The organism is Collinsella sp. SGI.180 (genome assembly GCF_050313455.1).
In the GTDB taxonomy this organism is placed as follows: Bacteria; Actinomycetota; Coriobacteriia; order Coriobacteriales; family Coriobacteriaceae; genus Collinsella.
The window spans coordinates 1-303 of record NZ_JBNPLL010000059.1; the positions used below are offsets into that span (position 1 = coordinate 1).

1 protein-coding gene is annotated in these 303 nt (G+C 60.4%); it reads left to right on the forward strand.

Annotated elements, in window-relative coordinates; translation table 11 throughout:
• Positions 1-158: 158 nt before the first annotated feature.
• Positions 159-303, forward strand: a 145-nt coding sequence (locus ACQRAP_RS08725; RefSeq protein WP_427795407.1) for a transposase-like zinc-binding domain-containing protein, incomplete at its 3' end; no start/stop codon positions are given.

The window sequence follows — 303 nt, forward strand, 5'->3', positions numbered from 1 at the left end:
TTGGGGGCATCGGCGCAGGTCGATGCCCCTTTTTCAGCCGTTTAAATTCCGTGCCCGCTTTTAACCGCTCGGACAGAATGTGTGTCCGGTTGCCTATCGTTACCGCAGGTAGATAACCTTTTCCGGAACCGTTAAATACCCTTTCGGAAGAGGTGCCCATGAAGGCCGTTTATTGCCCCTACTGCGGCGGTCGGACCAAGCGCAACGGCAGGACCTCATCGGGGTCCCAGCGGTGGAGGTGCACGGCCTGCGGCGCGTCGACGACGGTGAGGTACGACGACACGGCGACGAGGCTGGACGAGT